Origin of the sequence: Cellulomonas endophytica, assembly GCF_004123805.1 — a bacterium.
GTDB lineage: Bacteria > Actinomycetota > Actinomycetes > Actinomycetales > Cellulomonadaceae > Cellulomonas > Cellulomonas endophytica.
Map to the genome: position 1 here is coordinate 1 of NZ_RWJX01000032.1, position 26,352 is coordinate 26,352.

The window sequence follows — 26,352 nt, forward strand, 5'->3', positions numbered from 1 at the left end:
GCGGAGGCCGCGGCGCCCGTCCCGGTGCGCGGCGGCGGCGCGACCCGCTCGGGGGCGGGGCCGGCGGCACCGGAGCCGGCGGCGGCGGGCGCGGTGCTCACGCGGACCTCCCCGGCCTGTCGGTCCCCCGACGGCACGCGGTCCCCGCCGCCGTCGGCGCCGGAGGCTCCGGCGCCCGCCATCGTAGGGGGGCGACCGGCACGGTCGAGCCCCCGCGTCCGGAGGCGGTCACGGCCCGCGGCGGGCCTCGAGGTGGGCCCGCGGGAGGCTCCCCTCCGTACGGCCCGGGCGCGCGGCACGGCGCGTGGCACGGCGCGTGGCACGACGGTGCGCCGGGCCCCGGGGCGATGGGCGCCGGGGCGGCTCAGACCCCGGCGAGCCGGCGGCCGAGGGCGTCGCCCGAGGCCCATGCGGTGCCGACGGAGGACCGCTCCCCCCACGCGTCGCCGCACACGCCCACGCCGTCCACGAGCCCGGACGTCCCGTCGTGCTGCTCCCCCGGCGCCGAGAACGTCCACCGGTGCGCCACGGCCGCGACCGGCTCCGCCACGAGGCCGAGGGCCGCGCGCACGGCCGCGACCACCGGGGCGACGACCGCGTCCGGGTCCTCCAGGTGCGCCGCGGCGAACGCCGGCACGGTGTGGGCCACCAGCACGGGCGCCCCGTCGCCGCGCCGGTCGCCGTCGTCGGCCACCCACCCGAGGACGTCGGAGTCGTGGACGAAGGCGCCGTGCAGGTCGGCGGGCCAGCTGCGCTCCCCGAAGCGCAGCACGACGGCGATCGCCGGCCGCCACGTGTCGGCCCCGTGCAGCGCGGCGTGCGCGGCCGAGCCCTCCGGCAGGAGACGACGGGCCTGGGGGTCGGGCATCGCGAGCACCGCCGCACGGACGGGGGCGCCGTCGACGGTGACCGCGTGCCCCGCGTCGTCCGCCGGGACGACGGCGGCCACGGTGAGCCCGGCCTCCGGGCGCAGACCCTCCACGAGGTCCTCGACGAGGGCCCGCAGCCCGCCCGGCGCCGCGTAGCGCACCGGTCCCGTGCGCCGGTCGCGCAGGCCGTCGGGGCCGGCGACGGCGAAGGTGTCGGTCCAGGGCCGTGCGAGCCCGCGCGCCACCCAGCCGTCGACGACCGCCGCGAACGGCGAGCCCTCCGGGGCCGTGAGGTAGGAGGCCCCCAGGTCGACCACGCGGCCGTCGAGGCGACGGCTCGCCATGCGGCCGCCCGGGCGGCGGCCCCGGTCGACGAGCCGGACGGGGACCTCCGCCCCGGCGAGGGCGCGGGCGCAGGCGGCACCGGAGATGCCGGCCCCCACGACGAGGACGGCGTCGGACGACGCGGGCGGGTGGGTCACGGCGCGATCCTGCCCGTCGACCCCGCCCGGCGCCCGCCGGGCGGGGTCCGGGCGCGGTCTCCGGTGCCGGGCGGCTCTCAGGCCTCGAGCGCCGCCTCGCGCTCGCGCGCCCGCTCGACCTCGACCGCCTCGCGGGAGAGGGCGCGGTGGGCCCGGACGCTCCAGGTGACGGCCGCCGCCCAGGCGATCCACACGAGCGCGTAGAGGCCGGCCTCCAGGGCGTCGGGCGCGGCGAACCAGTCGCTGCTGAGGACCGTGCGCAGGTTCGTCAGGACGATCATGCCGCCCACGGCGGACCCCAGGACGCGCGGCGGCACGTGGCGGACGAGCCACGCGGCGATCGGTGCCGCGACGAGGCCGCCGGCGAGCAGGGCGGACGCCCAGGTCCAGGAGATGCCCTGGGTGCCCAGCGCGAGGAGGAAGCCGCCGCTGGCGGCGACGGCGACGAGGAACTCGCTCGTGTCGATGGACCCGATGACCTTGCGGGGCTCGAGGCGCCCCGACGCGAGGATCGCGGGCGTGCCGACCGGGCCCCACCCGCCGCCGCCGGTCGCGTCGACGAAGCCGGCGACGAGCCCGAGGGGGGCGAGGAAGCGCCGGCGCAGCGGCAGCCCGACGCGGTGGGACGGGAGGCCGAGGAAGGTGAAGCGCCCCAGCACGTACAGGCCCAGGGCCAGCAGGATCAGTGCCATGACGGGCTTGGCCACGTCCGTCGACAGCCAGGACAGGAACGTGGCACCGGCGAAGGCGCCGACGGCGCCGGGCACGCCGATCCGGCCGACGACCTTCCAGTCGACGTTGCCGAAGCGCCAGTGGGAGATGCCGGAGGCCAGCGTCGTGCCGATCTCGGCGAGGTGCACCGTCGCGGACGCGGCCGCCGGGTTGAGGCCGAAGGTCAGCAGCAGCGTCGTCGAGGTGACGCCGTAGGCCATGCCGAGGCTGCCGTCGACGAGCTGGGCGCCGAGGCCCACGAGGGCGAGGAGGACGAGGGTCTGCACGGGGGTCTCCAGGGGGTGCGCCGGCCGCGGGGGGGTGCGGCGACGGGCCCCGCGGGGGCGGCGGGGCGAGGGCGTCGGACGACCGGCACGAGCCGGGCGCGGCAGCGGTGCTGCAGGGCCCCGCCGGTCAGGACCGGGGGGCGCGGGCGCTCGGCGGTGGTGTCGTCGACCCCCGGGGCGCCCCGCACGCGGCGGGCCCGGTCAGGTCGTCGTCGGACCGCCGGGCAGGGTGCCGGGGTTCAGCGACAGGGGCGACAACAGCGGCGCATCGGTGCGCCGGGCTCGACGGGCGTGGCACCCGGAGCGGTGAGAGGAGAAGCGGCAGCGGCCGGGGCGCCCAGGGGCGTCCGACGCACGGCGTCGCGGTCTCGGCTCATGGGCGAGGACGCTAGGACCCCGTCCACGCCTCGTCCACCGGATGTCCAGCATGCGGCCACCTGGATCCCGGGCGGAGAGGCCCCGGTGCCGGTGTCGCACCTTGCCGTCGGAGTCGCACCGCCAGGTGCGGCACCGACGGCGAAGTGCGACGCCCACGGCCGGGCGGGACGGGCGAGGTGCGGCACCTACGGGCGGGACGCGCGCCGTGCGGCGTGGACGGCGGCGGGCGGCGCGGCGGGGCGCCCCGGTTGCCGCCGCCGCCGGGACGACGAGAGTGGGCCCATGGACACCTTCCTCGTCCCCGTCACGTTCCCGGACCTCGACACCGCGAAGCGGGAGACGGCCGCGCTCGTCGCGGCGCTGCGCACGGCGGGGCTGCACGCCGAGTCCGTCGACGCCCCGACGGACGACGGCGAGGAGGACGCCGGCCGCCCCGACCCCGGGCCCACGACCGTGGAGCTGCACGTGCGCGACGAGGGCGAGGCCGCCGTGCGCGAGCGCGTGCGCGAGGTGGCCGAGGGCCGGTTCCCGCCCGGGATGCTGCTGCTCGGCGACCCGGTCCGCCTCTAGTCGCGCGGCCGCCCGGCACCCGCCCGCCGCACCGGTCCCCGCTCCCGTGCTCCTCGCCGACCTCGCCGCCACCTCCGAGGCGCTCGCCGCCACGCGATCGCGCCTGGCCAAGCGGGCGCTCCTCGTCGGGCTGCTGCGCCGCACCGCCCCCGACGAGGTGCCCGTCGTCGCCCGCTACCTCGGCGGCGAGCTGCGCCAGCGCCGCACGGGGCTGGGCTGGCGGTCGCTGACGGACCTGCCCGCACCGGCCGCGGAGCCCACGCTGGAGGTGCTCGCGGTCGACGCGGCCTTCGGGACGATGGCCGGGCTCCAGGGCACGGGGTCCGCCACCGCCCGGGGCCGCCTGGCCGCCGACCTCTTCGCCGCGGCGACCGCCTCCGAGCAGCGCCTCCTGCGCGGCCTCGTCACCGGGGAGCTGCGCCAGGGCGCGCTCGACGCGCTCCTGCTCGACGCCGTCGCCGAGGCCGCCGGCGTGGCGCCCGCCGCGGTCCGCCGTGCGGCGATGCTCGCGGGGGCGACGGAACCCGTCGCCGCGGCCGCGCTCGCCGCCGCCGACCCCGCCGCGGCCACCACGGCCCTCGACGCCTTCGGGCTCACGGTCGGCCGCCCCGTCCGCCCCATGCTGGCCGCCTCGGCCCCCGACGTCGCGACGGCGGTCGCCGGCCTGCCCGACCGGCCCCTCGTCGTCGACGCCAAGCTCGACGGCATCCGCGTCCAGGTGCACAAGGACGGGGACGCCGTGAGCGTCTTCACGCGCAGCCTCGACGACATCACGGGCCGGGTGCCCGAGCTCGTCGCGCGGGTGCGCGCCCTGCCGGCCCGGACGCTCGTGCTCGACGGCGAGGCGCTCGCCCTGGGGCCGGACGGGCGCCCCCGCCCCTTCCAGGAGACCGCCTCCCGCGGCGCGACCCGCGACGCCGAGCTCGCGGGCGCCGTGACCCTCACCCCCTTCTGGTTCGACGTGCTGCACGCCGACGGCGTCGACCTGCTCGACGAGCCCCTGCTGCGCCGGCTCGAGGTCCTCGACGCCGTGGCCCCCGGCGACGCCGTGGAGCGGCTCGTCACCACGGACCCCGCGGCGGCGCAGGACGCGTTCGCCGGGTGGGTCGCCGCGGGCCAGGAGGGCGTGCTCGTCAAGGACGGCACCGCGCCCTACGAGGCCGGGCGCCGCGGCGCCGCCTGGGTGAAGGTCAAGCCCCGGCACACGCTCGACCTCGTCGTGCTCGCCGTCGAGCGCGGCTCGGGCCGGCGCCAGGGCCTGCTGTCCAACATCCACCTCGGCGCCCGCGACCCCGCCGGCGGCTTCGTCATGCTCGGCAAGACCTTCAAGGGCATGACGGACCAGACGCTCGCGTGGCAGACGGAGCGGTTCCGGGAGCTCGCCGTCGACGACGACGGCTGGACCGTGCGGCTGCGTCCCGAGCAGGTCGTCGAGATCGCCTTCGACGGCGTGCAGCGCTCCCCGCGGTACCCCGGCGGCGTCGCGCTGCGGTTCGCCCGTGTCCTGCGCTACCGGGACGACAAGACCCCCGACGAGGCCGACACCCTCGCGACCGTGGTGGCGCTCGCGCCGCGCTGACCGTTCGCCCGCGCCGCGCCGGCGCCGGCACCGCCCCGCCCGCCACCCCCGACCCGGACGCGGCCCGCTCCCCCGCGTCCGCTCCGTCGCCTCCGTCGGGTCCGGGCGGTCCGTCCGGTTCGCCCGGACGGCCGCCGCGGCGTCCCTTCCGGGTGGGTCTGGGGCGGAACGGGCGTCTCGTCGGGTGAACGTGCTGGTCAGGCCTGGGTCGGGGCGGCCGGGCGGCGCAGGATCTCTCATGTCGCCGACCGGCCGACCGACCAGATGACCAGGCACGACACCGCGAGCGCCCCGCGCCGCGACCCGTCGCCGCCGCACCCGAGAGGACCCCCCCCATGGACAAGTGGAACGCCGTCAAGAACAGCACCGTCGCCCGCCTGGCCGGGAGCGCCGTCACCCTCACCGCGGTCGCGGCGCTCGCCGGCGCCGGCTTCAAGTGGATCTGACGGAGCACCACGACGACAGGCCCGGGGCCCCTGCGGGGGTCCCGGGCCCGCCCGCGTTGCTCGTCCCGTACGTCCTGGCGCTGACGGTCCTGGCCGCCGTCGCCCTCTGCGCCGTCACGGCGACGAACCGCTGGGGGGCGCTCCTGGCCTCGCCCGCGCTCGTGCCCGCGGTGCTCCTCGGCGCGGCCGCCGTGGCCGGCGAGCTCCGCCCGCTCGCCATCCCCCGCGCCTCGCACGCCCACGAGGCGGTCGCCGTCTCGACCCCGTTCGTGCTGGCGCTCGTGCCCGTCGCGGGTCTGGGCCCGGCGCTCCTCGTCCAGCTCGCCGCCAGCCTCGCCGACGACCTGCGCCAGCGCCGCGGCCTGCTGAAGACGGCCTTCAACTCCAGCCAGTACGTCCTGAGCATCTCCGTCTGCGGCGCGGTCCTCGGCGCGCTCGACGGGCGGGGCGTCCTGGACGGCCCCCTCGACGTCGGCCCGCGTGACCTGCTGCCCCTGCTCGCAGCCGGCCTGGCGATGGTGCTGACGAACCGGCTGCTCGTCGCCGGGGTGGTCGCGGTCGCGTCCGGCGCACCCCTCCTGCTGGTGCTCCGCGACGACGTCCGGTGGTCGTTCACCTCGCAGGTGGTCCTGCTCTCCCTCGGCGCCCTCGCCGCGGAGCTCGCCGGCACGGGCGTCGTCGCCCTCGTCCTGCTCTGCCTGCCCGTCGCGGCGATCCACGTGACGACCGCCGTGGCCTACCAGCACGTCCGCGACGCCTCGAAGGACCCGCTCACGGGCCTGGGCAACCGCGAGCGGCTCTTCGACGAGCTCGAGGCCGCGCTCCGCTCGGGGCGTGACGCCGGGGTCGTCGTGCTCGACCTCGACCACTTCAAGGACGTGAACGACAGCCTCGGGCACCCCGTCGGCGACGAGCTGCTCCGTGCGGTGGCGGCCCGCCTCGTCGCGGGGCAGGACCGGGAGCAGGACCGGGAGCAGGACCGGGACGCGGTCGTCTGCCGGCTCGGCGGCGACGAGTTCGCCGTCGTCGTGCCGGACGGCGGCCCGGCGGCGGCGGAGGCGGCGGCGCACCGGCTCCAGGAGGCGCTCCAGGAGCCCGTGCGCATCGGCGCGCTCGAGCTGCTCGTGCGCTCCAGCGCCGGCGTGGCGTCCGCCCCCGACCACGGCGCGGACGCGGCGACGCTCGTGAAGAACGCCGACGTCGCGCTCTACCGCGCCAAGCTCGAGCGGGACGGCACGGCGGTCTACTCGCCCGACCTCTCCGTGAACAGCGTCGAGCGCCTGAGCCTGCTCGCCGACCTGCGGGGCGCGATCGGCACGGGCGACCTCGCCGTGGCCTACCAGCCGCAGGTCGACCTCGCGACGGGCCGGCTGGACGCGGTCGAGGCCCTCGTGCGCTGGAACCACCCCGTGCTCGGCCCCGTGCCCCCCGACCGCTTCATCCCGCTCGCCGAGAACTCCGGCCTCATCGCCGGGGTCACCGCGCACGTGCTCGACACGGGCCTGGCCGCCCTCGCCCGCTGGCGCGCCGACGGCCACGACCTGCGCCTGGCCGTCAACCTCTCGGCGCGGCACCTGTCCGACCTCGCCCTGCCCGCCCGCGTGACCGCCGCCCTCGCCGCGCACGGCGTCCCGGCCGGCTCGCTCGTCCTCGAGGTCACCGAGACCGGCCTGCTCGCCGACCCGGCCCGCGCGCAGGAGGTCGTCGCCGCGCTGCGCGCGCTCGGCACCAGCGTGAGCGTCGACGACTACGGCACGGGGCACGCCTCCCTCGGCTACCTGCGCGGCCTCGAGGTCGACGAGCTGAAGATCGACCGCTCCTTCGTCGGCGCGATGCTCACGGACGCCACCGACCACGTCATCGTCCGCTCGACGGTCCAGCTGGCCCACGACCTCGGCCTGCGGGTGGTGGCCGAGGGCATCGAGGACGCGGCCACCGTCGAGGCGCTGCGCACCCTCGGCTGCCGGGTCGGCCAGGGCTACCACCTGGGCCGGCCCACCACCTCCCAGGAGATCGGCGACCGGCTCGTCGCCGAGCGCCTGCCCCGCGTCCCCACCCAGGCCTCGACCACCCCCGCCGGAGGCTGACGTGCTCGTGCTCGTCGCGGCCCTGCTCGCCGCGCTGTCCCCCCTCGTCGTCGGGCGCCGCCCCGCTGCCCTGCTGGCGCACCGCTGGCGGCACGCCTGGGTCGTCTGGGCCGCGCTCGTCGTGCAGACGGTCGTGCTCGAGCTGCCGACGCCCGCCGGCGTCGCGCCGCTGGTGCACGTCCTCACCTACGTGGCCGCCGTGGCGTTCCTCGTCCTCAACCGGGGCCTGCGCGGCGCGCTGGTGGCCGCCGCGGGGGCCGCGACCAACGGCGTGACGATCGCGCTCAACGGCGGCACGCTGCCTGCCGCGCCCGCGGCCGTGGCGGCCGCGGGCCTCGACCACGACCTGGCCTTCGCCAACTCCTCCGTCGTCGCCGACCCCGTCCTGCCCTGGCTCGGGGACGTCTTCGCGTGGCCGGCGCCCCTGCCGCTGCACAACACCTTCAGCGTCGGGGACGTGCTCCTCGTCGCCGGCGTCGCGGTGGCCGTCTGGTCGCGGGGCTCGTCGCACGCCTCACGCCAGGGGCGGGAGCCGCTGGTCCCGCCGCAGGACGCCGGCGAAGGGGTCCCCGCGCTCGGCGAGGCGGTCGAGCACGGTCCGGACGGTGAACGCGTCGGGGCGTAGCCACGGCTCGTCGAGCTCGTCCCAGGTGATCGGGGCCGAGACGGGCGCCCCGGCGGCGGCCCGCGGGCTGTACGGCGCGACGAGCGTCTTGTTGATCGCGTTCTGCGTGTAGTCCAGCCGCGCCTGGCCGCCCCGCTCGCGCACCTCCCAGCGCCAGGACACGAGGTCGGGCACGACCGCGCCGACGGTGCGCGAGACCCGCTCCACCCAGGCCCGCGTCTCGTCGAAGGACGGGCCCACCGCGATCGGCACCCACACCTGTATGCCACGGCGGCCCGTGAGCTTGGGGAACGCCCGCACGCCCAGGTGCGCGAACGCGTCGCGGTGCAGCCGCGCGAGGACGAGCAGGTCCTCCCAGGGGGTCGCGGTGCCCGGGTCGAGGTCGACGAGCGCGTACGTCGGCCGGTGCGGCGCGGTGGTCAGCGAGGTCCACGCGTGCCACTCCAGCGCCCCGAAGTTGGCCGCCCACACGAGGGCCGCGGGCTCGTCGACGACGAGGTACGTCGTGGACTCCCCCGGGTCCGCCTCCGGGTTGTCCCACCGCGGCAGCCACGCCGGGGCGTGCGTCGGCAGCTCCTTGTGCCAGAAGCCGGCCTTCGCCGCCCCCTCCGGGTAGCGGTGCATGTTGAGCGCCCGGCCCCGCAGGTAGGGCAGCGCCGTCGGGGCGACCCGCGCGACGTAGCGCAGCAGCTCCCGCTTCGTCACCGGCGCCCCGCCCTCGCGCCCGGGGAAGAGCGGCTTGTCGAGGTTCGTCACGCGCAGCCGGCGGCCGAACACCTCCCACGTGCCGGCGGCCGGCAGCGCGTCGAGGGCCGCCAGCTCCTCCTCCGTCGGCGGGGCGACGGCCTCGGGGCGCAGGTCGACCGACGCCTCCGCCGCGGGCGTATCCGAGCGCCAGAGCCGGTCCGGGTCGGCCTTGACCTCGTCGTTCGTCCGGCCCGAGAGCACCGAGCGCGGGTGGTCCTCGGGGTCCCAGCCGTCGACCGCGTGCTCGTCGCGCTTGTGCAGCAGCAGCCACTGCTCCTTGCCGTGCTCGTCGGCCTCCCCGCGCCGCACGAGCACGAGCCTGCCGCGCAGCTTCTCGCCGTGGACCTCCGCGTGCAGCTCGCCGGCGGCGACCGCGGCGCGCGGGTCGTCCGTCTCGTGCCAGACCCACGTGCCGCGGTCCCACACGACGACGTCCCCGCCGCCGTACTCGCCGGCGGGGATCACGCCCTCGAAGTCCGCGTACTCCAGGGGGTGGTCCTCCACGTGGACCGCGAGGTGGCGGGCGGCCGGGTCGAGCGTGGGGCCCTTCGGGACGGCCCAGGAGACGAGCACGCCGTCCATCTCGAACCGCAGGTCGTAGTGCAGGCGCCGCGCCCGGTGGCGCTGCACGACGAACCGCGGGGCGGTGCCCGTCGCCGCGGACGCGGCCGCCCCCGCCCCCGCGGGCTCCGGCGTGCGCCCGAAGTCGCGCATGGACCGGTACGCGCCCAGCCCCGGCTCCGCCGGCCGACCGCGTTCGCGTCCCTGCTCGCGTCCCGGTCCCTGCTCGCGCCCCCGCGCCATCGCCACCCTCTCGTCGGGCCGGTCACCCGGGACCCGCCCGCCTCCGTCGCGCGCCCCTGCGACCAGGGTGGCGTGCCGCGGCCCCGGCCGCCGCCCGGGTGGTGCCGGCCCCGTCCGGTCGGCAGGGCCGCGGCGGTGCGCGAGACTGGTCGGCGGTGCGCGACGCGGCGCGCCGAGGAGCAGGAGGGGGTCCGGGGTGCCGGTGCTGGAGGCGGTCGGCTGGGCGGGGTCGGCCCTGCTGGTGGTGTCGCTCACGCAGACGCGCGTCATGCGGTTCCGGGTGCTGAACCTGCTGGCGTGCCTCGTGCTCGTGGGCTACAACGCGGCGGTCGGCGTGTGGCCGATGGCCGTCGTCAACGTGGTGCTCGCGACGATCAACCTCGTCGTCGTCGTGCGCCTGCTGCGGCACCGGCACGACGACCGCAGCTACGACGCCGTCCCCATCGCCGTGGACGCGCCGTACCTGCGTCGGCTGCTCGGCCGGCACGCCGCCGACGTCGCACGCTTCAACCCCACGCTCCCGCCCGACCCGCTCGCGGTCGCCGACCACGCGTTCCTCGTGAGCTCCGGCGACGCCATCGTCGGCGTCGTCCTCACCCGGGACGGCGCGACGCCCGACGAGCAGCACGTCGTCCTCGACCACGTGCTGCCCGCCTTCCGCGACTTCACGCCGGGCGAGTTCGTCTTCCGGCCCGACGGGCCCGTGGCCGCCCTCGGCGCCCGGCGGGTGGTCGCCTCCCCCGGGATGGTGGACTCGCGCACCTACCTCGACGCCGTGGGGTTCCGGCCCGAGGGCGACCGGCGCGTGCTGACGCTGCCGCGCTGACGACGGGGCCGGGGGGCTCCGGGGCCGCGGGGGTTCCCGCACCACGCACGACGAGGCACGACCTGGCGCGACGGGCCATGACGCGCCCGTGACCCGGGCGGGCACCGGGCATGGGACAGCGACGCACGTCACACCGGCGCGTCGCGGCATTCCGCTTGCACCGGCGCCGTTCGTATCGATTCGATAGGACGCAGCGACCCGGCACGACCGACCACCGCGCACCCCCTCCCGCCCGCCCTCGCCCCCTCGCGGAGTCCCTCGTCATGCCCCAGGTCCTCACCGCCGGCCGCCCCTGGCGCGTCATCCTCCGGTTCGCGGTGCCGCTGCTCGTCGGCAACGTCGTCCAGCAGCTCTACCACGTCGTCGACGCGATGGTCGTGGGCCGGGTGCTGGGCGTCGAGGCGCTCGCCGCCGTCGGCGCCACCGGCTCGTTCCTGTTCCTCCTCGTCGGCTTCGCCTGGGGCATGACCTCGGGCTTCGCCATCCCCACCGCGCAGGCGTTCGGCGCCGGCGACGCCACCGCGGTCCGCCGTTCGGTGGCCGCCGGCACCCTGCTGACGGCCGCCGTCACGGTCGTGCTCACCGTCGCCGCCCCGCTGCTCACCGAGCCCGCGCTGCGCCTGCTCCGCACGCCCGAGGAGCTCCTGCCCCAGGCGACGACCTTCGCGGTCGTTAGCTTCCTCGGCGCCGGCACGACGATGTTCTTCAACTACCTGTCAGCGGTGCTGCGGGCGATCGGCGACTCGCGGACGCCGCTGGTGTACCTCGTCGTCAGCTGCCTGCTGAACATCGTGCTCGTCGTCGGCGCGGTCCCCGGGCTGGGGCTCGGCGTCGCGGGCGCAGCCGCCGCGACCGTCGTCTCCCAGGGCGTGTCCGTCGCGCTGTGCCTGGAGCACGTGCGCCGCCGCGTCCCCGTCCTGCACGTGCGGCGGGAGGACTGGCGGGTGACCGCCGGCGACCTCGGCCGCCACCTGCACCTCGGCCTGCCCATGGGCTTCCAGGCCTCCATCATCGCGATCGGCATCCTCGCCGTGCAGGTGCGGCTCAACGAGCTCGGCGCCGACGCGGTCGCGGCCTACACGACCGCCACGCGCGTCGACGGCCTCGCCGTGTCGCTGCTGGCCTCCCTCGGCCTGGCCGTGTCGATGTTCGTCGCGCAGAACCACGGCGCCGGCCGCCCGGACCGCATCCGCGAGGGCGTGCGGCAGTCCCTGTGGCTCTCCGTCGCCGGGTCCGTGCTCATCGGCGGCGTCGTCGTCCTGGGCGGCGCGCCGCTCGTGCGGCTCTTCGTCGGGCCCGACCAGGAGCGGGTGGTCGACATGGCGGCCTACTACCTCGTCGTCAACGGCCTGCTCTACGTGGTGCTCGGCGCGCTGTTCGTCCTGCGCGGCGCCCTCCAGGGCCTCGGGCACACGGTCGTCCCCACGGTGACCGGCGTCCTCGAGCTCGGGTGCCGCACCGGTGCCGCGATCGTGCTGGGCGCCGCGTTCGGCTACGGCGGCGTGGTCTGGGGCAACCCCCTGGCCTGGGCCGGTGCGCTCGCGCTGCTCGTGCCCGCCTACCGCCTGGCCCACCGCGCGCTGGAGCGCGAGCCGGTGCTGCTCCCCGCGGCGGCGCCCGCCGGCACGCTCGTGCTCGAGGGTCCCGCCGAGGGGTCGGCCGTCCTCGAGGCGGTCGTCCCGGACGTGGACGCGGCCGCCCCCGACGGGACGGCCCGCCGCCACCAGCCCGTCTGAGCGCGCCGGTCAGCCGCCGCCCACGAGCACCCAGCCGTCCGCCTCGGCGACGGGGAAGGTGCGCAGCGGCGGCTGACCGGTGCGGCAGGCGCCCGTCGCCAGGTCGAAGACGTGCGCGTGGAGCGGGCACACCACCACCTGGGCGTCCGTCTGGCCGTCGGCGATGGGCCCGCCCCGGTGGGGGCACACGGCCGAGACCGCCCGCAGCACGCCCGTGCGCAGCCGGAACACCGCCACCTGCTCGCCCGCGACGGCGAAGGCCCGTCCCTCCCCGGGCGGGATCTCCTCCACCCGGCAGACCGCGGTGGCCGACCCCGCGACCAGGTCCGCGACGACCTGCGGCTCGGCGCTCACCGGACCGGCACCTGCGGCAGCGGCGTGAGCGGCAGCGCGGTGCGGAACTGCCCCGGCTCCACCGGCGCGGCCCCCTCCTGCCACGGGTCGACGTACGCGTCGACCGCCTCCTGCATGCGCTCGTCGAGCCCGGCCGCCAGGCCCTCGCCGTCCTCGACGAGGAGCGCGCGCAGCCGCTCGATGCCCACCCGCGGGACGAACGTGTACGTCCGCTCCAGCCACCCGGCGTTCTCCCGGTAGTACTGCATGAAGCGCCCGGCGAGCCGGACGACCTCCTCCGGGCTGTCGACGGTGGCGAGCACGTCCCCCTGCCGGATGTGGGCGCCGGCGGCCCCGCCGACGAGGACGTCCCACCGCCCCTCGCCCACCGCGACCACGCCGACGTCCTTCACGAGCGACTCGGCGCAGTTGCGCGGGCACCCCGACACGGCCAGCTTCATCTTCGCCGGGCTCTCCAGCCCCTGGTACCGGCTCTCGAGGTCGATGCCGAGCTGGGTGGAGTCCCCGAGGCCGAAGCGGCAGAAGTCCGTGCCGACGCACGTCTTCACGGTCCGGAAGCTCTTGCCGTAGGCGTACCCCGACGGCATCCCGAGGTCGCGCCACACCTTCGGCAGGTCCTCCTTCGGCACCCCGAGCAGGTCGATGCGCTGCCCGCCCGTGACCTTGACGAGCGGCACGTGGTACCTGTCCGCCACGTCGGCGATCGTCCGCAGCTGCTCGGGGGTGGTGACGCCGCCCTTCATCTGCGGCACCACCGAGAACGTCCCGTCCCTCTGGATGTTGGCGTGCACCCGGTCGTTGACGAAGCGGGCGTCGCGCTCGTCGACGTGGTCGTGCGGCCAGACGACCCGCAGCAGGGAGGTCAGCGCCATCTTGCTCCGCGCGTCGTCGGCGCCCTCGGGGGCCAGCGCCGCGAACACGGACGAGACGGACAGCAGCCGCCGCGCGCGGATCTGCTCGACGAGCTCCGCCTTCGTCAGCGGGATGCCCGGCACGTACCAGGACGCCGACGGGTCCTCCTCGACGGCGCCCCCGGCGGCCCACTCCACGACCTGCGCGACGAGGCCCTTGCAGGAGCCGCAGCCCTTCCCGGCGCGGGTGGCGTCCATGACGGAGCCGACCGTGCGGCAGCCGCCCGTGACCGCGCCGCAGATCGCGCCCTTGGACACCCCGTTGCAGGTGCAGACGGTGGCGTGGTCGTCGAGCTCGGCGACCGACACCTCGGCGGGCGGCCCGCCCAGGTCCAGGAGCAGGGACAGGCGCTCCTCGGGCAGCGCCGTGCCGCGCTCGAACGCCCCCTGGAGGAACGCGGCCCGGCCCACGTCGCCGAGCAGGGTCGCACCGATGAGGCGGCCGTCCCGGATGACGACCGACCGGTGCACGCCGCGGCGGGGCTCGGACAGCACCACGTGCTCGTCCGTGTCGCGCTCGGGCGCCACGACGCCCATGGAGGCGACGTCGACGCCGGCGACCTTGAGCTTCGTCGCCGTGCGGGTTCCGTGGTACGCGGCGTGCGGGTCGGCGCCGGTCAGCACGTCGGCGATCACCTTCGCCTGCTCCCAGATCGGGGCGACGAGCCCGTACGTCTCGCCGCGGTGCTGCACGCACTCCCCCACGGCGAACACGTCGTCGGACTCCGGCACGCGCATCTGGTCGTCGACGACGATCCCGCGCTCCACGGTCAGGCCCGACATCTCCGCGATCTCCGTGCTCGGGCGGATGCCGGCGGCGAGCACCACCATGTCGCAGGGCAGGAACCGGCCGTCCCGGAGCTCGATGCCCTCGATCTGCTCCCGGCCGCGCACCGCGGTGGTGCGCGCGCCGCACTCGACCTCGATCCCCAGCGCCTCGATGCTGCGCCGCAGGATGCGCCCGGCGGCCTCGTCGAGCTGCGCGTTCATGAGGTGGCCGGGGCCGTGGACGACCGTCACCCGCATCCCGTGGGAGGCCAGCCCCGCCGCGGCCTCGAGGCCCAGCAGCCCGCCGCCGATGACCACCGCACGCTCGTGGTCGCGGGCGTAGGCCACCATTCGGCGGGTGTCGTCGAGGGTGCGGAACGTGAAGACGGCCTGGTGGAAGCCGCGGCGGGGGTCGCGCAGGTGCGCGATGTCGGGCACGAACGGCACGGACCCGGTCGCGATGACGAGCCGGTCGTACGGCTGCGTGCCGCCCGCGCCGTCCACGACGACCTTGCCGAACGGGTCGATGCGCTGCACCCGCACGCCGGAGCGCAGGTCGATGCCGTTCTCGGCGTACCAGGCCACCGTGTTGAGGAAGATGTCGGCCTCGTCGTCCACGCCCTGCAGGACGTGGGACAGCAGGATCCGGTTGTAGTTGCCGTACGGCTCCTCGCCGTACACGGTGATGTCGAAGCGCTCGGCGCCGCCGCGGGCCAGCACCTCCTCGACGGTCCGCGCGCCGGCCATCCCGTTCCCGACGACGACGAGCCGCTGCCGCCCCGCCCCGCTCCGCGTCGCCACGGCTCAGACCTCGACGAGGCCGAGGTCGAGGACGACGACGGCGCGCGCCCCGGCCGGGGCGGCGACCCGCAGCTCCAGCCTCGTGCCGGCCTCGAGGTTCTCCACCACCCGCAGCGGCACGTGGCAGCCGTCCTTCGCCCCGATGGGGAAGTAGCGCATGACCGCGCCGTCGCGCAGCAGGACGACGTTGACGAGCTCGTCGGCGGCGTTCCCGCCGCGGAAGTACACGGGCTGCGCGACCGCGCCGTCGGGGACGGTGTGCACGAGGGCGGGCGTCAGCGCGACGGGCGCGTGCAGGCCCGCCCCGACGACCTCGGCGACGGACTGCAGGAACCGGGGGGTGGTGGGCACGGGGACTCCCTCTCGTGGCGGTCCGGACTCGGGCGCCAGGATCGCGGGAGCGTGTTTCGACGAGCGCGCGCGGGCGTTACCGCCCGGGGTCGGTCACCGCACGGCCGCGGCGGCCGGGCAGTGCGATCCGCGCCCGCCGCCGGGGTCGTCGGGTCGCGCGGCGGCGGGCCGTCCGGCGCGAGCCGTCCGGCCGTGGGGCCGTGGCGCCGTGCCGTCGCGGTGCCGTCCGGTGGACAGCCGTGCGGTCGTCAGGCCGTGCGGAACCGCTCGACGAGCGCGTCGCTGAGCCGGTCGAGGCGCTCGTCGAGGACGCGCCGCGCGGGGTCCTCGTCGTGCCAGGCGACGATCTCCCGCGCGCCCCGCTCGAACGGCACCGTGGCGACGTAGTCGGGCACGACGGTGCGCAGCTTCGCGTTGTCGAAGACCGCCGAGTGCGTCTTGTCCCCCAGCAGGGACGCGCCCCAGCCCGGGTCCTCCGCCGCGATGACGTCCGAGGGGACGTGCACGATCCGCGCCTCGACGCCCGCGGCGGCCGCGAGCGCCCGGGTGATCTGGTCCCAGGTGAGCACGTCGTCGGACGTGATGTGGAAGGCCTCGCCGAGCGTGCGCGGATGGCCCAGGAGCGGCACGAACCCGCGCGCGAAGTCCGTGTGGTGCGTGAGCGTCCACAGGGAGGAGCCGTCGCCGTGGACGACGACCTCCTTGCCCCGGCGCATCCGCTCCAGCGCGGTCCAGCCGCCGTCGAGCGGCACGAGCGTGCGGTCGTAGGTGTGCGAGGGCCGCACGATCGTGGCCGGGAAGCCGCGGTCCCGGTAGGCGGCCACGAGCACGTCCTCGCAGGCGATCTTGTCCCGGCTGTACTGCCAGTACGGGTTGCGCAGGGGTGTGGACTCCGTGATCGGCAGGCGCGCCGGCGGCGTCTGGTAGGCCGAGGCGGAGCTGATGAGCACGTACTGCCCCGTGCGTCCCTCGAAGAGCTCGACGTCCGCGCGCACGTGGTCCGGGGTGAACGCGACCCAGTCGACGACCGCGTCGAACTCCCGGTCCCGCAGGGCCGCGCGGACGGCGGCGGGGTCGCGCACGTCGGCCGTGAGGGTCTCCACGCCCGCGGGCACGGGCCGGCGGCCCGTCCCGCGGTGCAGCAGGGTGAGCTCGAGCCCGCGCTCGGCCGCCAGCGAGGTCGACGCGGAGCTGATGACCCCGGTGCCGCCGATGAACAGGACCTTCAGCGCTGCCACGGGTTCTCCTCGGTCGGTACGACGGTCGGCGTGACGGCCGGCGCCGTCAGTGGGCGCCGGCGCCCTTGCGGCGCGGCAGGACGTGCATCACGGCGACCACGACGGCGCCGACGACGAGGCCGATGAGGGCCGAGGCGAGCGTGTTCGTCAGCCAGGCGAGGAAGGGCCCGACGCCCGCGACGTCGTGCACCGCCTCCTCCGCGTGGTGCACGAGGTCGTAGAGGGCGTGCCAGCCGAGCTCGTCGACGCCGACGAGGAGGATGTGCCCGCCGACCCAGAGCATCGCGACGATGCCGACGGTGGAGAGCACCGCGAGGACCTTCGGCATCGCGCGGACGAGGAGGCGCCCGGCCGACGCGACGCCGCCGTTCCGCGTCTCCGCCAGCCTCAGGCCGATGTCGTCCATCTTCACGATGAGCGCCACGACGCCGTAGACGAGCACCGTGATGAGCAGCGCGACGACGACGAGGATGAGCGCCCGGGACAGCAGGGGCTCGTCGGCGACCTCGTTGAGCGCGATGACCATGATCTCGGCCGAGAGGATGAGGTCGGTGCGGATCGCGCCGCCGACCATGGCCTTCTCCTGGTCCGCGCCCGCGTCGACGGCGGGTCGCGGCCCGCTGCCGAGCGCGTGGGCGCCGGACCCCGCCGGCTCGGCCTGCGCCGGGGTGCCCGGCCGCTGCGCGTCCGTTCCCGCGTCGTGCTCCGCGCCGTGCTCGCCGCGGTGCCCCGACACGAGCTCCCAGATCTTCTCCGCGCCCTCGAAGGCCAGGTACGTGCCGCCGAGCATGAGGATCGGCGTGAGCAGCCAGGGCAGGAACTGGCTGAGGACCAGCGCCACCGGCAGGATGATGAAGAGCTTGTTGCGCAGGGAACCGATCGCGATGCGCCGGATGACGGGCAGCTCGCGGTCCGGGGTGAAGCCGCTGACGTAGCGCGGCGTCACCGCGGTGTCGTCGATGACGACGCCCGCCGCCTTCGCGCTCGCCCGGCCCGCCGCCGCGCCGACGTCGTCCACGGAGGCCGCCGCCAGCTTCGCGATCGCCGCGATGTCGTCGAGCAGTGCCGCCAGACCGCCTGCCATGGGTTCTCCTCCGTCGGGCGCCGCCGCCCGGGGGCCGACGGGCGCCGGGTCGCCGTCCGGCTGCCAGCGTAGGGGCGCCGGGGGGCGACCCGCGCTGCGACGGGCGCGCCTGGACGGAGGGCGGGTGCGCGGACCGACGGGGACGCGAGCCGCAGCGGCTCCCCGCGCGCCGCCTGTATCGCTACATTCGGCTCGGCAGGTGCGGGGTCCAGCAGCGGGCGCGCGGTGCCGAGGGACGGTGCGCCGCAGCACCTCCCCTGACGCCCGAGGTGGTCATGCAGCCCTTCCCCCTGTCCGACGTCCGGCTGGACGACGGCGTCTTCCGTCGGGCGCAGAGGGCCGACCTCGAGTACCTGCTCGCGCTCGACCCCGACCGCCTGCTGGCGCCCTTCCGGCGCACCGCCGGGCTGCCGCCCGTGGCGCCGCCGTACGGCAACTGGGAGTCCTCGGGCCTGGACGGGCACACCGCCGGGCACGCCATCTCGGCGGCGTCCCTCCTCGTCGCCGCGACGGGCGACGGACGGGTCGCGGACGTCGTGGCCCGGCTGGTGGCCGGGCTCGCCGCCTGCCAGGACGCGCTGGGGACGGGCTACGTCGGCGGCATCCCCGACGGCGTGGCGCTGTGGGAGCGGGTGGTGCACGGCCGCGCGGACGGCAACGCCTTCGACCTCGGCGGCGCCTGGGTCCCCCTGTACAACCTGCACAAGACGCTGGCGGGGCTCGTCGACGCCGCCCGGTACGCCCGGCCCGACGACGCGGCCCGCGCCCTGGCGGTAGCCCGCGGCCTCGGGGACTGGTGGCTGGCCCTGACGGCCGACGTCGACGACGACGCCTTCGAGCGCCTCCTCACCACGGAGTTCGGCGGCATGGGCGAAGCCCTCGCCGACCTCGGGGCGCTCGTCGACGACCCCCGGCTCCTCACGGCCGCGCTGCGCTTCGCCGACCGGTCGCTGCTCGAGCCGTCGCTGGCCGGGCGCGACGCGCTGGACGGCCGGCACGCCAACACCCAGATCCCCAAGGTCGTGGCGTGGGCGCGGTTCGGCGAGCTCACGGGCGACGCCACCTGGACCCGCGCGGCACGGGCGTTCTGGGACGCCGTCGTCGGGCACCGGACGCTGGCCTTCGGGGGGAACTCGGTGCGCGAGCACTTCCACGCGCGCGACGACTTCCTCCCGGCGCTGACCTCCCCGGAGGGCCCGGAGACGTGCAACACGACGAACATGCTCGAGCTCACCCGGCACCTGCTGCTCGCCGACCCGGACCCCGCGCTGGTCGACCACCACGAGATCGCCCAGGTCAACCACGTGCTGTCCGCCCAGCACCCCGACGGCGGCTTCGTCTACTTCACCCCGGCCCGCCCCGGCCACTACCGCGTGTACTCCCAGCCCGAGCAGGGCTTCTGGTGCTGCGTGGGGACGAGCCTGGAGGTCCACGCCCGCCACGGCGAGCTCGCCCTCGCGCACGACAGGGGGGACCTGCGCGTGCTGCTGCCCATCCCCGTGACCCTCCGGTGGGCGGCCCGCGACGCCGAGGTCCGCGTCCGCAGCCCCTACCCCGACGTCGACCCCGACCTGCCCGTGGAGGTCCACCTGCGCCTGGCCTCCGCGCAGGCGTTCGGCGTGCACGTCCGGGTGCCCGGGTGGCACGAGCCGGGCGCCGACCTCGACCTGCGCGTCGGCGGCGCGACCGTCGCCGCGACGGGCGTGGACGCCCTCGGGGTCGTCGTCCGGCGGACCTGGCGCGACGGGGACGTGCTCACCTACCGGCTCACCCCGCGCACCGTCGTCGAGCGCCTGCCCGACGGCTCCCCGTGGGTCGCGGTGCGGCGCGGCCCCGTCGTGCTGGCGGCGCGCGACGGCGACGAAGACCTCGTCGGGCTCCGGGCCGACGACGCGCGCATGGGCCACATCGCCGCCGGGGCGCTGCGGCCGCTCGCCGACGCGCCGGTGCTCGTCGCCGACGACGAGGCCGACCTCGCCGCGGCGCTGGAGCCGGCCGGCGCCCCCATGCGCTTCCGCCTGCCGGCGGGCGACGGCTCCGTCGTCGAGCTCGAGCCGTTCCACGCCCTGCACGACAGCCGCTACACGCTGTACTTCCCCCTCGCGGACCGGGTCCCCGGGGCCGTGGACGCCCGGCGGCGGGAGCTCGCCGCCCTGGACGCCGCCGACGCCGACCTCGCACGGCGCACCGTCGACGCCGTGCGCTGCGGGGAGCAGCAGCCCGAGGTCGAGCACGCACTCGCCGCGGAGCGCAGCACCACGGGCAGCCGGGACGGGGAGCTGGCCCGCGCGGCCGAGGGCTGGTTCTCCTACGACCTGTCCGACGCCGCCGACGAGGGGGCCGTCCTGCGCCTGACCTGGCGGGGCGAGGGTGCCGCGACCGTCGAGGTCGACGGCGAGCGCGTCGGCGCCGTCGGGCGGCCCGTGCCCGCGGGTCCGTCCGCGTCGGCGGGGGCGACCGTCCCCCGGTCCGTCGCGGAGCTCGTGCTGCCGCCCGGCGCCCCCCGGGACCGCGGGGAGACCCCGGGCGTCCGGCGGGTGCGGCTCACCGCCGACGGCGCGACGACGCCCGAGGTGGTGGAGGTCCGTCTCCTGCGGCGGCCCCCGCTCACCGCCCCCGCCTGAGCGGGGCGGGCCCGCCCGCCGCCGCCCGGCTCAGCGGCCGGAGGGCTCCGAGGGCTGCGGCGGGAGCACGGGCAGCACGGGCAGCACGGGCAGCACGGGCAGCACGGGCAGCACCAGGGCGCAGGGCCCCGGTCCGCCCACGTGCACCGACTGCCGCGCGACGACGTGCTCGCCGCGGGGCGTGGCGACCCAGGTGCGCCCCGTGCCCGGGTTGAGGTCGAACCGCGGGTGGTTCGAGCCGGCCAGGTCGACCCGGAGGCGGTGCCCGGCGGCGAAGCGCTGCGCCGTCGGCCCGATCTCGACGCGCAGCCGGTGCACCGTCCCCGGCGGCACGAGGTGCTCCTGGGCGTCGTCCTGCGCCAGCCGGGCACGGACGGCACCGTCGGCGACGAGGAGCGCGCGCCCGTCGGGGTGCACGTCGACGAGCGTCGCGCACCAGTCGGCGTCCGCCGCGGTCGTCGCGACGACGAGCTCGAGCACCACCGTGCCCACGACGTCGAGGTCCTCGTCCAGCACGTCGGTCGCGAAGCGCACGACGTCGTCACGTCCGTCCCGCGGGCGCTGGTCCCACGGCCCGGCACCGCCGGCCGCGTCGCCGTGCAGGAAGATGTTCGGCCCGCCCACGGTGGGCACGGGGTCCGCGGGGTCGTGGACGAAGGTCACCGGGTCCGACCCCGCCGGGGCCGGCGTCGGCGCCAGCCGGCCGTCGCCGTGCAGGTGCAGGGTGCGGGGCACGGTCCCGGCCGGGGGCCAGGCGGCGGCGGTCCGCCACTCCCCCGCCCCCATGAGGTGGTACCGCACCGGCGCGGCGGCCGGCTCCGGCCCCCCGCCGTGGCCGTGCGCACGGGCCGCGAGGAAGTCCAGCACCTCGTCGTCCAGCCCCACGGCCGCGGCGCCCGCGCCGAACCCGTACCGGACCTCCCCGAGCGACGGCCCGCCCGGACCGTGCGCCCACGGCCCGACGACGAGGCGCGACCCGGGGTGCGGCGAGCGACCGAACTCGCGGAGCGTGCCCCGCAGGAAGATGTCGTGCCACCCGGCGACGAAGAAGGCCGGCAGCGGCGGCCGCTCCGGGACGGCGCGGGCCGCCCACCACCCGTCGCGGGCGGGGTGCTCGACCCAGTGCCGCCAGCTCGGCAGGCCCCGGTCCAGCACGGGGACGTCCAGGGGCCGCCGGACGTCCAGCAGCGCCTCGGGCCGCTCCATGAGCGCCCGCCACGCGCCCAGGTCCTCGGCGTCGCCCGTGCCCTCCGCGGCGGCGCGCGCCAGGCCGCCGCCGGACTGGGCCAGCGCCCACCCGAGGCCGCTGCCGAGCAGGAAGGCGCCCCCGACGTGCAGCAGGTCGTACGGGTCGGACGGGCACACGGCGGGGGCGATCGCGCGCAGCGCCGGGGGCGCGGCGGCGGCCGTGTAGAGCTGGGTCTGGCCCAGGTAGGAGCGGCCGCAGGTCACCACGTCCCCGCTCGACCAGGGCCGGCTCGCGCACCAGGCCACGACGTCCGCCCCGTCGGCGGCCTCGTCGCACCACGGCTCGAACACGCCCCCGGACGACCCCGTCCCGCGGTGGCTGACGAGCACGAGGGCCAGCCCCCGCCGCAGCACGGCCCACGGGTCCAGCTCGCCGCGGACCGCCTCGAGCGGGTACGGGGAGCGGACGAGCAGCACCGGCACCGCGCCGTCGACCTCGAGGCGCGTCACGACCGCCCGCAGGACCGTGCCGTCCCGCAGCGGCACGGGCACGTCGTGCTCCGTCCGGCTCCGCAGCGTCCCGCCGTCGTCCTCCGGTGCCGTACCGTCCCGCATGCGACCGTCCTCGCCCGCCCGCGCCCCGGCCGGGAACCCCGGCCGTGGCATCCACGACGAAGGCCCGGACCATCGGGTCCGGGCCTTCGTCCTTCTGTGTAGCGGGGGCAGGATTTGAACCTGCGACCTCTGGGTTATGAGCCCAGCGAGCTACCGAGCTGCTCCACCCCGCGTCGGTGATGTGAACTCTACGCGACGCCCGGCGAGGGACCAAATCGGCCCCGGTCGCGGGTGCGACCGGGGCCGATGAGGGTGCCCGACGGGCGCGCGGCCCGTCAGGCGGGGGCCGTCACGGCGAGGGCGTGGCCGAGGGCGTGGCGCCCGCGTCCTCCGTCGTCGCCGTGCCCGTCGTCGTGCCGGTCGTCGTGCCCGTCGCCGTGCCCGAGAGCTCCTGCTGCGCCGTCACCGCGTCCTCGACCGCCTGCCGCAGGTCCTCCTGCGCCTCGCCGTAGGCGGCGAAGTCGCCGGCGGTGAAGGCCGCCTCGGCCGCCGCGATGGCGGCGTCGGCACGGGCCAGGGCGTCCGCCAGGCGCGTGGCCGGGTCACCGGTGGCGCCCGGGTCGGCCGGCTCCTCCGTGCCCGGGTCGGTCGGCTCCTCCGTGCCCGGGTCGGTGGGCTCCTCCGTGCCGGGCTCGGTCGGCACGGCCGGCTCCTGGGGACCGGTGTCCTCGCCGGCCTCGAAGCCGGAGTCGCCGCCGAACACCTGGTCGAGGGCCTCGTCGAGGGTGTCGCCGAAGCCGATGTCGTCGCCGAACCCGACGAGCACCTTCTGCAGCAGCGGGAAGCTCGTGCCCGTGGCCGCCTGGATGTAGACGGGCTGGACGTAGAGCAGGCCGCCGCCGACCGGCAGCGTCAGCAGGTTGCCGCGGACCACCGTGGTGGACCGCTGCGCCAGGAGGTTCAGCGTGGTGGAGACGTCCGGGTCGGTGTTGAAGTTGTTCGCCACCTGTCCCGGCCCGGGCACCGTCGAGTCGCGCGGCAGCTCGAGCAGGCGCAGGGCCCCGTAGCGCTCGCCCTTCACCCCCGCCTCGCTGCCGGCGTCGGAGTCCGCCGCCAGGTAGCCGGTGAGCACGTTGCGCGCACCCGAGCCCGACGGGATGAACGACGTCGTGAGCGAGAACGTCGGCGCCTCCTGGCCCGGCATCTGCAGCGTCAGGTAGTAGGGCGGCTGGGCGACCTCGCGCTCGTCGGCGGGGTCGTTCGGCGTCGCCCAGAAGTCGTTGCCCGAGAAGAACTGGTTGGCGTCGGTGACGTGGTACCGCCCGAGCAGCTCGCGCTGCACCTTGAACAGGTCCTCGGGGTAGCGGATGTGGCTCATGAGCTCCCCGCTGATCTCCGACAGGGGCTGCACGGAGGTGGGGAAGACCCGCTGCCAGGCCCGCAGGATGGGGTCCTGGTCGTCCCAGGCGTAGAGCGTGACCTCGCCGCTGTAGGCGTCGACGGTCACCTTCACCGAGTTGCGGATGTAGTTGATCGTCTCGGGGGCCAGGGCCTGGATCGTGCTCGCCGTGCCCGTGAGCGAGTCCACCGTGGCGTCGTCGAGCGTCTGCGAGGCCGAGTACGGGTACTGGTCCGAGGTCGTGTAGCCGTCGAGGATCCACTTCACCTCGCCGTCCACGACCGCCGGGTACACGCGCCCGTCGAGCGTGAGGTACGGGGCCACCTTCTCGACGCGGGCCCGCGGGTCGCGCTCGTAGAGGATCTGCGACTCCGGGGTCACGCGGTCCGACAGCAGGATCTGCGTGGCGCCGAACTTCAGCGAGTACAGGAGCTTGTTCCACAGGTTGCCGACGCTGGGGCCGGCGGAGACGGACTCCGTCGGGAACGTCGTGTTGATGGCGCCGCCCGACTCGTCGTCGGGGTAGTCCAGCTCCCAGTTCCCGCTGCCCTCGGGCGCACCCACGATGGAGTACGGCGGGGCCTCGGGGCTGAAGTAGATGCGGGGCTGGTAGTCGCCGAGCTCGCCCGACGAGGGGATCCCCGACTCCCAGAAGGACGGGCCGCCGTTCGCGGCGACCGCGTTGCCGGACGCCGCGACGACGCCGAACCCGTGGGTGTAGACGGTGGTGTCGTTCGTCCAGTTGCGCTGCGCGTCGTTGAGGCCGCCGAGGTTGAGCTCGCGGACCGCGATGACGGTGTCGCGGCTGCCGTCGGACAGCTCGTACTTGTCGACCGCCAGCGTGTCGGGGAAGTCGTAGAAGGCGCGGACCTGCTGCAGCTGCCGGAAGGACGGGGCGACGACCTGCGGGTCGAGCAGGCGGATCGAGGCCGCCGTCTCAGCGTCCGCGCGCAGCTGGCCGGCCTCGGTGTCGGTCGTCGGCGAGTACGCGTTCGTCTCGACCTCGTCGAGCCCGTAGGCGTCGAGGGTCGCGTCGATGTTGCGCTGGATGTACGGCGCCTCGAAGTCCTGCTGGTTCGGGTTCACCTGCAGGCGCTGGACGACGGCCGGGTAGATCCCCCCGAGGGCCACGCCCGCGACGACCATGATCCCCACGCCGATGAGCGGCAGGCGCCAGGCCCCGCGGATGGCGGAGACGACGAAGACGACCGCGACGAGCACCGCCGCGCCGGCGAGGATGCCGCGCGCCGGGATGACCGCGTTGACGTCGGTGTAGTTCGCGCCGAAGAAGTTCGCACGGCCGACCCCCGACTCCTTCGTCAGGAGGGAGTACCGGTCGAGGAAGTAGTTGGCGCCGATGAGCAGGAGGACGAGGGCCCCCGTCCCGAGCAGCTGGGCCCGTGCGGCACGGGTCGACCGCTGCGTCCCGACGGGGCCGCCGACGCGGATGCCGCCGTACAGGTACTGCGTGACCGCACCGGCGATGCCGGCGATGACCGCGACCGTCAGGAGGAAGGACACGACGAACCGCAGCGCCGGCAGCGAGAACAGGTAGAAGCCGAGGTCCTGCCCGAACTGCGGGTCCGTGCGCCCGACCTCGCCGCCGTTGAGCGCGAGCTGGACCGTCTGCCACTGCTGCGAGGCCGCCGCGCCGGCGAAGAGGCCGAGCACCGCGGGGCCGACGAGCATGACGACGCGCCGCAGCGGCTCGATGGCCTCGCGGTACTGGTCGAGGCTCTGCTGCTCCTGCGTGGAGGGCGCGTAGACCGGCCGCGACCGGTAGGCCAGCGACAGGCTCAGCGCCACGGCCGCGGCCATGACGACGCCGCCCGCGACGAACAGGATGGCGCGCGTCACCCACTCCGTGACGAGCACGCGCGTGAAGCCGAGCTGGTTGAACCAGAGGATCTCGGTCCACATCTGGGACAGCGTCAGCAGCGCGACGACGAGGACGCCGAGCACGACCGCCGTGATCGCGATGGGGTGCGGCCGCCGGCGGCCGCCGGGGCGCGGCGCGCGGGGTCCGCGCGGGGTCCGAGGGGGTGGTGCACTGGCGAAGGTCACGTCGGGTGGTTCCTCGTCGTCGGGGTGGCGCGGACGTCCAGCGCCCGCGGGGCGGGCACCCGGTCCGGTCACAGGAACGGTCGGTCCGGGCGCCAGGTTCCCACACCGGACGTGCCAGGCTGCAGCCTGCGGGTGGACGGGGGCCGTCGGTCTCCTCAGCGGGGCCCCGACGGGCACGCCCGCCCGGCCCGGATCGGCCGGCACCGGCCGGGACGGACGGCGACGAGAGGCGGGGACGAGCGGTGACGCAGGGCACGGGCGACAGCACGCAGGACGGGGCGGGGGTCGGCACGGGGAGCGGCACGGGCGGCGGCACCGGGGGCGGCACCGACGACGCGGCCGGGGCGCTCGTCGACGCGGTGCGCGAGGTCGAGCAGCACGTCGCGGCGGCGGGCTGGGACGGTCCCGTCCGGGTCTTCGCGCTCGTGCGGACGCGGGCGGCGCTGGAGGCGGAGCCCGGGCTGGCCGACCAGCTCGACCCGGCGGTCGTCGCCGCCGCCCGGCGGGAGCCGTGGCACCTGACCTCCGTGGAGCAGGAGGGGCTGCCCGCCGCCGAGGACCTGGAGGGGCTGCTCGGGGGCATGGCGTGGCCGCCGACCGTCGACGGGGTCGCCCTCACGGTCGAGCGTCTCGTCGTGCCGCCGCACGTGGAGGAGGGGCTGCCCGACGACCCCGCCGCCGCCCTCGAGGTGCTGCGGCACCACCCCGAGCGCACGGACGTGCGGCTCGCCGTGGGCGTGCTCCGCGACGGGCCGTCGTGGTGCGTCGTGCGGACCCGGTCCCACGACGACGACGGGTCGCTCGGGCAGGGGCCGGACGCGGTGCCCGGCCTCGTCGAGGCGCTGCGGGCGACGCTGGCCTGACGCCC

At 76.7% G+C, this 26,352-nt stretch carries 18 protein-coding genes and 1 tRNA gene; 8 read left to right on the forward strand and 11 right to left on the reverse strand.

What is annotated here, in order from left to right; genetic code table 11:
• Positions 1-364: 364 nt before the first annotated feature.
• Together EJA20_RS10760 and EJA20_RS10765 are read right to left on the reverse strand one after the other, a co-directional pair.
• On the reverse strand, positions 365-1,351 hold the full coding sequence (locus EJA20_RS10760) for an NAD(P)/FAD-dependent oxidoreductase (RefSeq protein WP_129338157.1): 987 nt from the start codon (positions 1,349-1,351) through the stop codon (positions 365-367).
• 77 nt (positions 1,352-1,428) lie between these two features.
• Positions 1,429-2,349 carry a sulfite exporter TauE/SafE family protein gene (locus EJA20_RS10765; RefSeq protein WP_129338158.1) on the reverse strand — a complete coding sequence of 307 codons (921 nt, stop codon included), beginning with the start codon at positions 2,347-2,349 and terminating at the stop codon, positions 1,429-1,431.
• A gap of 660 nt (positions 2,350-3,009) precedes the next feature.
• Here EJA20_RS10765 and EJA20_RS10770 point away from each other — a divergent pair.
• The 4 genes from EJA20_RS10770 to EJA20_RS10785 all read left to right on the forward strand — a co-directional run bounded on the left by EJA20_RS10770 (position 3,010) and on the right by EJA20_RS10785 (position 8,034).
• Positions 3,010-3,297 carry a hypothetical protein gene (locus EJA20_RS10770; protein ID WP_129338159.1) on the forward strand — a complete coding sequence of 96 codons (288 nt, stop codon included), beginning with the start codon at positions 3,010-3,012 and terminating at the stop codon, positions 3,295-3,297.
• Positions 3,298-3,343: 46 nt separating this feature from the next.
• Positions 3,344-4,876 (forward strand): ATP-dependent DNA ligase, encoded by a 1,533-nt coding sequence (locus EJA20_RS10775; RefSeq protein WP_129338160.1) that lies wholly within the window; start codon positions 3,344-3,346, stop codon positions 4,874-4,876.
• A gap of 502 nt (positions 4,877-5,378) precedes the next feature.
• Positions 5,379-7,409 (forward strand): putative bifunctional diguanylate cyclase/phosphodiesterase, encoded by a 2,031-nt coding sequence (locus EJA20_RS10780; RefSeq protein ID WP_129338161.1) that lies wholly within the window; start codon positions 5,379-5,381, stop codon positions 7,407-7,409.
• 1 nt (position 7,410) lies between these two features.
• On the forward strand, positions 7,411-8,034 hold the full coding sequence (locus EJA20_RS10785) for a DUF5317 family protein (RefSeq protein ID WP_129338162.1): 624 nt from the start codon (positions 7,411-7,413) through the stop codon (positions 8,032-8,034).
• Here EJA20_RS10785 and EJA20_RS10790 read toward each other — a convergent pair.
• Complete coding sequence (locus EJA20_RS10790; protein ID WP_476727336.1) at positions 7,924-9,855, reverse strand: DNA polymerase domain-containing protein; 1,932 nt, start codon at positions 9,853-9,855, stop codon at positions 7,924-7,926. The genes EJA20_RS10785 and EJA20_RS10790 overlap by 111 nt on opposite strands.
• Between EJA20_RS10790 and EJA20_RS10795 the strand changes: the two genes are divergently transcribed.
• Positions 9,782-10,411 (forward strand): YgjV family protein, encoded by a 630-nt coding sequence (locus EJA20_RS10795; protein WP_129338164.1) that lies wholly within the window; start codon positions 9,782-9,784, stop codon positions 10,409-10,411. The two genes, EJA20_RS10790 and EJA20_RS10795, sit on opposite strands and share 74 nt — an antisense overlap.
• Positions 10,412-10,674: 263 nt before the next feature.
• A complete protein-coding gene (locus EJA20_RS10800) occupies positions 10,675-12,147 on the forward strand; it encodes an MATE family efflux transporter (protein ID WP_129338165.1) in 1,473 nt (490 codons plus the stop codon).
• A 9-nt stretch (positions 12,148-12,156) separates the two neighbouring features.
• On the opposite strand, the gene EJA20_RS10805 is transcribed toward EJA20_RS10800, so the two are convergent.
• The 5 genes from EJA20_RS10805 to EJA20_RS10825 form a co-directional block, all read right to left on the reverse strand.
• On the reverse strand, positions 12,157-12,471 hold the full coding sequence (locus tag EJA20_RS10805) for a Rieske (2Fe-2S) protein (RefSeq protein WP_129338181.1): 315 nt from the start codon (positions 12,469-12,471) through the stop codon (positions 12,157-12,159).
• 26 nt (positions 12,472-12,497) lie between these two features.
• A complete protein-coding gene (gene nirB / locus EJA20_RS10810; RefSeq protein WP_276319534.1) occupies positions 12,498-14,981 on the reverse strand; it encodes a nitrite reductase large subunit NirB in 2,484 nt (827 codons plus the stop codon).
• 3 nt (positions 14,982-14,984) lie between these two features.
• Positions 14,985-15,332: a molybdopterin oxidoreductase gene (locus EJA20_RS10815; RefSeq protein WP_129338166.1), complete on the reverse strand. Its 348-nt coding sequence runs from the start codon at positions 15,330-15,332 to the stop codon at positions 14,985-14,987.
• 248 nt (positions 15,333-15,580) lie between these two features.
• Positions 15,581-16,570, reverse strand: a complete 990-nt coding sequence (locus EJA20_RS10820; RefSeq protein WP_129338167.1) for an NAD-dependent epimerase/dehydratase family protein — start codon at positions 16,568-16,570, stop codon at positions 15,581-15,583.
• Between the two features lie 46 nt (positions 16,571-16,616).
• Complete coding sequence (locus EJA20_RS10825) at positions 16,617-17,654, reverse strand: DUF808 domain-containing protein (RefSeq protein ID WP_129338168.1); 1,038 nt, start codon at positions 17,652-17,654, stop codon at positions 16,617-16,619.
• Between the two features lie 275 nt (positions 17,655-17,929).
• On the opposite strand from EJA20_RS10825, the gene EJA20_RS10830 reads away from it, so the two are divergent.
• A complete protein-coding gene (locus EJA20_RS10830) occupies positions 17,930-20,278 on the forward strand; it encodes a beta-L-arabinofuranosidase domain-containing protein (protein ID WP_129338169.1) in 2,349 nt (782 codons plus the stop codon).
• A 30-nt stretch (positions 20,279-20,308) separates the two neighbouring features.
• Here EJA20_RS10830 and EJA20_RS10835 read toward each other — a convergent pair whose 3' ends face one another.
• The 3 genes from EJA20_RS10835 to EJA20_RS10845 form a co-directional block, all read right to left on the reverse strand.
• Positions 20,309-22,081, reverse strand: a complete 1,773-nt coding sequence (locus EJA20_RS10835) for a CocE/NonD family hydrolase (protein WP_164983940.1) — start codon at positions 22,079-22,081, stop codon at positions 20,309-20,311.
• Between the two features lie 99 nt (positions 22,082-22,180).
• Positions 22,181-22,254 (reverse strand) — tRNA-Met (locus EJA20_RS10840).
• Between the two features lie 116 nt (positions 22,255-22,370).
• Complete coding sequence (locus EJA20_RS10845; protein ID WP_129338171.1) at positions 22,371-25,484, reverse strand: UPF0182 family membrane protein; 3,114 nt, start codon at positions 25,482-25,484, stop codon at positions 22,371-22,373.
• Positions 25,485-25,726: 242 nt separating this feature from the next.
• Here EJA20_RS10845 and EJA20_RS10850 point away from each other — a divergent pair, with 242 nt between their 5' ends.
• Entirely contained in the window at positions 25,727-26,347 is a 621-nt protein-coding gene (locus EJA20_RS10850; protein ID WP_420836426.1) for a PPA1309 family protein, read from the forward strand.
• The last annotated feature ends 5 nt before the right edge of the window (positions 26,348-26,352 follow it).